Source organism: Streptococcus pseudopneumoniae (assembly GCF_038148935.1).
In the GTDB taxonomy this organism is placed as follows: Bacteria; Bacillota; Bacilli; order Lactobacillales; family Streptococcaceae; genus Streptococcus; species Streptococcus pseudopneumoniae_U.
On sequence record NZ_JBBJZX010000111.1, the window covers coordinates 1 to 5482 of the forward strand.

Below are 5482 nucleotides of genomic sequence, written 5' to 3' on the forward strand. Positions count from 1 at the left end.
AAACTGACGAAGTCAGTCACATATATAATCCAAGGTGACGTTGACGCGGTTTGAAGATATTTTCGAAGAGTATAATTCTTTATCTATAACAAAACGCATACTATCAGGCTTTTAAAACTTGATAATATGCGTTTTTTGATTATTAAAATTAATAGATAAACATGGCATCGCCAAAACTGAAGAAGCGGTAGTGTTCTTGGATGGCATGGTGGTAGGCATCTAAGACTAATTCACGGCCAGCAAAGGCAGAAACCAACATGACCAGAGTTGATTTTGGCAGGTGGAAATTGGTTGAAAAGGCATCTACAACCTTCCATTGGTATCCAGGTTTGATAAAGATATTAGTCCAGCCAGAATCTGCCTGAATTTGCCCATCAAACTTGGAACCAATAGTTTCCAAGGTGCGGATAGAAGTGGTTCCGACAGCGATGACGCGACCACCATTTTCCTTAACAGAGCGAAGGGTGGCAGCAGCTTCCTCAGAAAGTTGGTAGAATTCTGAGTGCATTTCGTGTTCGTCCAGATTGTCAACTGAAACGGGTCTAAAGGTTCCGAGTCCGACATGGAGAGTCAGATAGACCAGATGGACCCCCTTGGCTTGGATTTCTGCCAGTAATTCTTTGGTGAAGTGAAGACCAGCAGTCGGTGCTGCAGCAGAGCCACTTTCTTTAGCGTAGACGGTTTGATAACGTTCACGGTCATCCAATTTTTCGTGGATATAAGGTGGTAGAGGCATTTCTCCCAGACTTTCCAAGACTTCTAGGAAAATTCCTTGGTACTCAAAGCGGACAATACGGCCCCCGTGGGTCAATTCTTCTGTAACGACAGCGCTGAGGCGACCATCACCAAAGCTGACACGAGTACCAACCTTGAGGCGTTTGGCAGGTTTAGCCAGCACTTCCCACTCATCTCCAGCAGTATTTTTGAGCAGGAGAAGTTCCACATGGCCTCCTGTCTCCTCTTTTTGCCCATAGAGGCGGGCAGGGAGAACGCGAGTGTCGTTCATAACAAGGGCATCACCAGGTTCCAGCATATCAATAATGGAGTGGAAGTGTTTATCCTGCATTTCTCCTGTCCCGCGATTGACGATAAGGAGTTTAGAGGCATCTCGTTTTTCAAGGGGTGTTTGGGCAATCAATTCCTCTGGCAAGTGGAAATCAAAATCAGCTGTATTCATATATCTGTTCATTCTTTCTAAGTTCTAATCCTATCCATTATAACATGTTTCAAGTTTGGACGCTCTTTTTTTAGAAATTAAATCGTTTTCACTTGACAAAAATTGGTCTATACCATATAATGAATATAGATAGAAATGGAGGATGAAAAGATGAAAGTCATTAAAGTTGAAAACCAAGTCGAAGGTGGAAAAGTTGCGTTTGAGATTTTGAAGGAAAAATTGGCTAATGGTGCTCAAACTCTAGGACTTGCGACAGGAAGTAGCCCACTTGAATTTTACAAGGAAATTGTTGATAGCGACCTTGATTTTTCAAATCTAACCAGTGTCAACCTTGATGAGTATGTAGGGCTTGATGGGGACAACCTACAGTCTTATCGTTACTTCATGCAAGAAAACTTGTTTAACCAAAAACCATTTAAAGAAAGTTTCTTGCCTCGTGGGGTTAAGGATCATGCTGAAGCTGAAGTTGAACGCTACAACCAAATTTTGGCTGACCATCCAGTTGATCTGCAAATCTTGGGAATTGGTCGCAATGGGCATATTGGATTTAATGAGCCTGGTACTCCATTTGATAGTCAAACACACCTTGTAGAGCTTGACCAGTCTACTATTGAAGCCAATGCTCGCTTCTTTGACAAGATTGAAGATGTTCCAACCCAAGCCATTTCAATGGGGATTAAAAACATCTTGGATGCCAAGTCTATTATTCTCTTTGCTTACGGTGAGTCGAAAGCAGAAGCCATTGCTGGAACAGTGTCAGGTCCAGTGACTGAGAATCTACCTGCAAGTAGCCTCCAAAATCACCCTGATGTAACCATCATCGCAGATGCAGAAGCTCTTAGCTTACTTGAAAAATAAAAAGCAATGTTCTATTGAACGCTTTCAACTCTTGTAAAATGTAAGAAAAAATCAAAATTAAACCGCATTTTTGCTTGACAATTATTCCTTTTACGTGTAGAATAAAATAGATATTGAACTTGAAGGGAGTGAAAAAAATGTCTAAAACAGTAGTACGTAAGAATGAATCTCTTGACGACGCACTTCGTCGTTTCAAACGTGCGGTTACTAAAGCTGGTACTCTTCAAGAAACACGCAAACGTGAATTCTATGAAAAACCTTCTGTAAAACGTAAACGTAAATCAGAAGCAGCTCGTAAACGTAAAAAATTCTAATTAGAACTGAAAGGCTGGAGAAATCTAGTCTTTTTTCTTTTAATACTCTTCGAAAATCAAATTCAAACCACGTCAACGTCGCCTTGCCGTAGATATGGTTACTGACTTCGTCAGTTCTATCTGCAACCTCAAAACAATGTTTTGAGCTGACTTCGTCAGTCTTATCTACAACCTCAAAGCAGTGCTTTGAGCAACCTGCGGCTAGTTTCCTAGTTTGCTCTTTGATTTTCATTGAGTATAAATAAATACTATAAAGCCTGCAAAAATCTGAAACTTCCTCCCACAATTTGATATAATAGTAAAAAGAACTCGATTGAAGGAGGAAATGATGTCGGTTTTAGTAAAAGAAGTGATTGAAAAGCTTAGACTAGACATTGTCTATGGCGAACCAGAATTGCTTGAAAAGGAAATCAATACAGCGGATATTACGCGACCTGGTCTTGAAATGACAGGCTATTTTGACTATTATACGCCAGAGCGGATTCAACTTTTGGGGATGAAGGAGTGGTCATATCTGATCAGCATGCCTTCTAATAGCCGTTATGAAGTTTTGAAAAAAATGTTTCTACCTGAGACACCAGCGGTCATTGTTGCCCGTGGTTTGGTGGTTCCAGAGGAAATGTTAAAGGCAGCCAGAGAATGTAAGATTGCTATTTTAACCAGCCGTACGGCTACTAGTCGTTTGTCTGGAGAGTTATCTAGTTATCTGGATTCACGTTTGGCAGAACGGACCAGTGTGCACGGTGTCTTGATGGATATCTATGGGATGGGCGTCTTGATTCAGGGAGATAGTGGAATTGGTAAGAGCGAGACAGGTCTGGAGCTTGTCAAACGTGGCCACCGCTTGGTAGCCGATGACCGTGTCGATATCTTTGCCAAGGATGAGATTACTCTCTGGGGTGAACCAGCTGAAATTTTGAAACACTTGATTGAAATTCGTGGAGTTGGGATTATCGATGTTATGAGTCTCTACGGTGCCAGTGCTGTCAAGGATTCTTCACAGGTTCAGCTTGCTGTCTATTTGGAAAATTACGATACGCATAAGACCTTTGATCGTCTGGGAAACAATGCAGAGGAACTTGAAATTTCTGGCGTAGCCATTCCTCGTATCCGTATCCCAGTTAAAACAGGTCGTAATATCTCTGTCGTGATTGAGGCAGCTGCCATGAATTATCGTGCCAAGGAAATGGGCTTTGATGCGACGCGTTTGTTCGAAGAACGCTTGACAAATCTCATCGCTCGAAATGAGGTGCAAAATGCTTGATCCAATTGCTATTCAACTAGGACCCCTAGCCATTCGTTGGTATGCCTTGTGTATTGTGACAGGCTTGATTCTTGCGGTTTATTTGACCATGAAAGAAGCGCCTAGAAAGAAGATTATACCAGACGATATTTTAGATTTTATCTTGATAGCCTTTCCCTTAGCTATTTTAGGAGCTCGTCTTTACTATGTCATTTTCCGTTTGGATTACTATAGTCAGAATGTAGGAGAAATTTTTGCCATTTGGAATGGTGGTTTGGCCATTTATGGTGGTTTGATTACCGGGGCTCTTGTACTCTATATCTTTGCTGATCGTAAACTCATTAACACTTGGGATTTCCTAGATATCGCGGCGCCTAGCGTCATGATTGCTCAAAGTTTGGGTCGCTGGGGTAATTTCTTTAACCAAGAAGCCTATGGTGCAGCAGTGGATAATCTGGATTATCTACCTGGCTTTATCCGTGACCAGATGTATATTGAGGGGAGCTACCGTCAACCGACCTTCCTTTATGAGTCTCTATGGAATCTACTTGGCTTTGTCTTGATTCTGATTGTCAGAAGAAAATGGAAGAGTCTCAGACGAGGCCATATCACGGCCTTCTACTTGATTTGGTATGGTTTCGGTCGTATGGTCATCGAAGGCATGCGGACAGATAGCCTCATGTTCTTTGGACTTCGAGTGTCTCAATGGCTATCAGTTGTCCTTATCGGACTGGGTATTTTTATCATTCTATATCAAAATCGTAAGAAAGCCCCTTACTATGTTACTGAGGAGGAAAACTAAATGTTAGAAGTTGCATATATTCTTGTTGCCCTTGCTTTGATTGTCTTTTTGGTCTATCTAATCATTACTGTGCAAAAGCTTGGACGTGTTATTGATGAAACAGAGAAGACGATTAAAACCTTGACTTCAGATGTGGATGTGACCTTGCATCACACCAATGAATTGCTGGCTAAGGTCAATGTCTTGGCAGATGATATCAATGTCAAGGTGGCAACGATTGATCCACTCTTTAGTGCTGTTGCAGATTTATCTCTATCTGTTTCAGACCTTAATGACCATGCGCGTGTCTTGAGTAAGAAAGCTTCATCAGCTGGTTCAAAAACACTCAAGACTGGGGCAAGTTTGTCAGCTCTTCGTCTTGCAAGTAAATTTTTAAAAAAATAAAAAAGGAGAAACCTTATGGGTAAACTATCCTCAATCCTTTTAGGAACCGTTTCAGGTGCAGCTCTTGCCTTGTTTTTAACAAGCGATAAGGGTAAACAAGTTTGCAGTCGGGCTCAAGATTTTCTAGATGATTTGAGAGAAGATCCGGAGTATGCCAAGGAGCAGGTCTGTGAAAAACTGACAGAAGTTAAGGAGCAGGCCACAGATTTCGTTCTGAAAACCAAAGAACAGGTTGAGTCAGGTGAAATAACTGTGGACAGTGTCCTTGCTCAAGCTAAATCATGTGCCCGTCAAGCGACAGAAGCATCAAAAAATCAATTCAATAATCTCAAAGAGCAATGGCAAGAAAAGGCCGAAACTCTTGATGACTCAGAAGAGATTGTGATTGATATAACAGAAGAATAAAAGAAATAGTAACTATTCTAGGTCCTATAAACTCTCTAGTGGATTATACCTCTATAGAGCTTATAGGTTTTTTTATGTGGATAAAACCTTAAATAAAAAGAAATTTAATGCTTTTTGAAAATAGATAAGTATAATCTACTTTTTTGTGAATAGAGTTGTTTTTAAAAAATATCAATATATTCACAATGCTATACTTAAATATACAATATTTTTCGAATTTTAAAGAATATAAGACCAAATATTTGATTAAGTATGTAGAAAATAGTATAATTGAGCTGTGATAGCTGTGATAGCTGTGA

At 40.5% G+C, this 5482-nt stretch carries 7 protein-coding genes; 6 read left to right on the top strand and 1 reads right to left on the bottom strand.

The window, feature by feature from the left end; all coding sequences use genetic code 11:
- Positions 1-148 precede the first annotated feature (148 nt).
- Complete coding sequence (queA, locus tag WKI42_RS09395) at positions 149-1177, bottom strand: tRNA preQ1(34) S-adenosylmethionine ribosyltransferase-isomerase QueA (RefSeq protein ID WP_368081783.1); 1029 nt, start codon at positions 1175-1177, stop codon at positions 149-151.
- A 150-nt stretch (positions 1178-1327) separates the two neighbouring features.
- Between queA and WKI42_RS09400 the strand changes: the two genes are divergently transcribed.
- The 6 genes from WKI42_RS09400 to WKI42_RS09425 all read left to right on the top strand — a co-directional run bounded on the left by WKI42_RS09400 (position 1328) and on the right by WKI42_RS09425 (position 5183).
- A complete protein-coding gene (locus WKI42_RS09400; protein ID WP_368081784.1) occupies positions 1328-2035 on the top strand; it encodes a glucosamine-6-phosphate deaminase in 708 nt (235 codons plus the stop codon).
- 137 nt (positions 2036-2172) lie between these two features.
- Positions 2173-2349, top strand: a complete 177-nt coding sequence (gene rpsU, locus WKI42_RS09405; RefSeq protein WP_000048054.1) for a 30S ribosomal protein S21 — start codon at positions 2173-2175, stop codon at positions 2347-2349.
- A gap of 328 nt (positions 2350-2677) precedes the next feature.
- Positions 2678-3613: an HPr(Ser) kinase/phosphatase gene (gene hprK / locus WKI42_RS09410; protein ID WP_166731227.1), complete on the top strand. Its 936-nt coding sequence runs from the start codon at positions 2678-2680 to the stop codon at positions 3611-3613.
- Positions 3606-4394 carry a prolipoprotein diacylglyceryl transferase gene (gene lgt / locus WKI42_RS09415; protein WP_368081785.1) on the top strand — a complete coding sequence of 263 codons (789 nt, stop codon included), beginning with the start codon at positions 3606-3608 and terminating at the stop codon, positions 4392-4394. The genes hprK and lgt overlap by 8 nt, the downstream gene beginning before the upstream one ends.
- Positions 4395-4778, top strand: coding sequence for a DUF948 domain-containing protein (locus tag WKI42_RS09420; protein WP_050242113.1), 384 nt, complete (start codon positions 4395-4397; stop codon positions 4776-4778).
- A gap of 15 nt (positions 4779-4793) precedes the next feature.
- On the top strand, positions 4794-5183 hold the full coding sequence (locus tag WKI42_RS09425; RefSeq protein ID WP_368081786.1) for a YtxH domain-containing protein: 390 nt from the start codon (positions 4794-4796) through the stop codon (positions 5181-5183).
- Positions 5184-5482 lie beyond the last annotated feature (299 nt).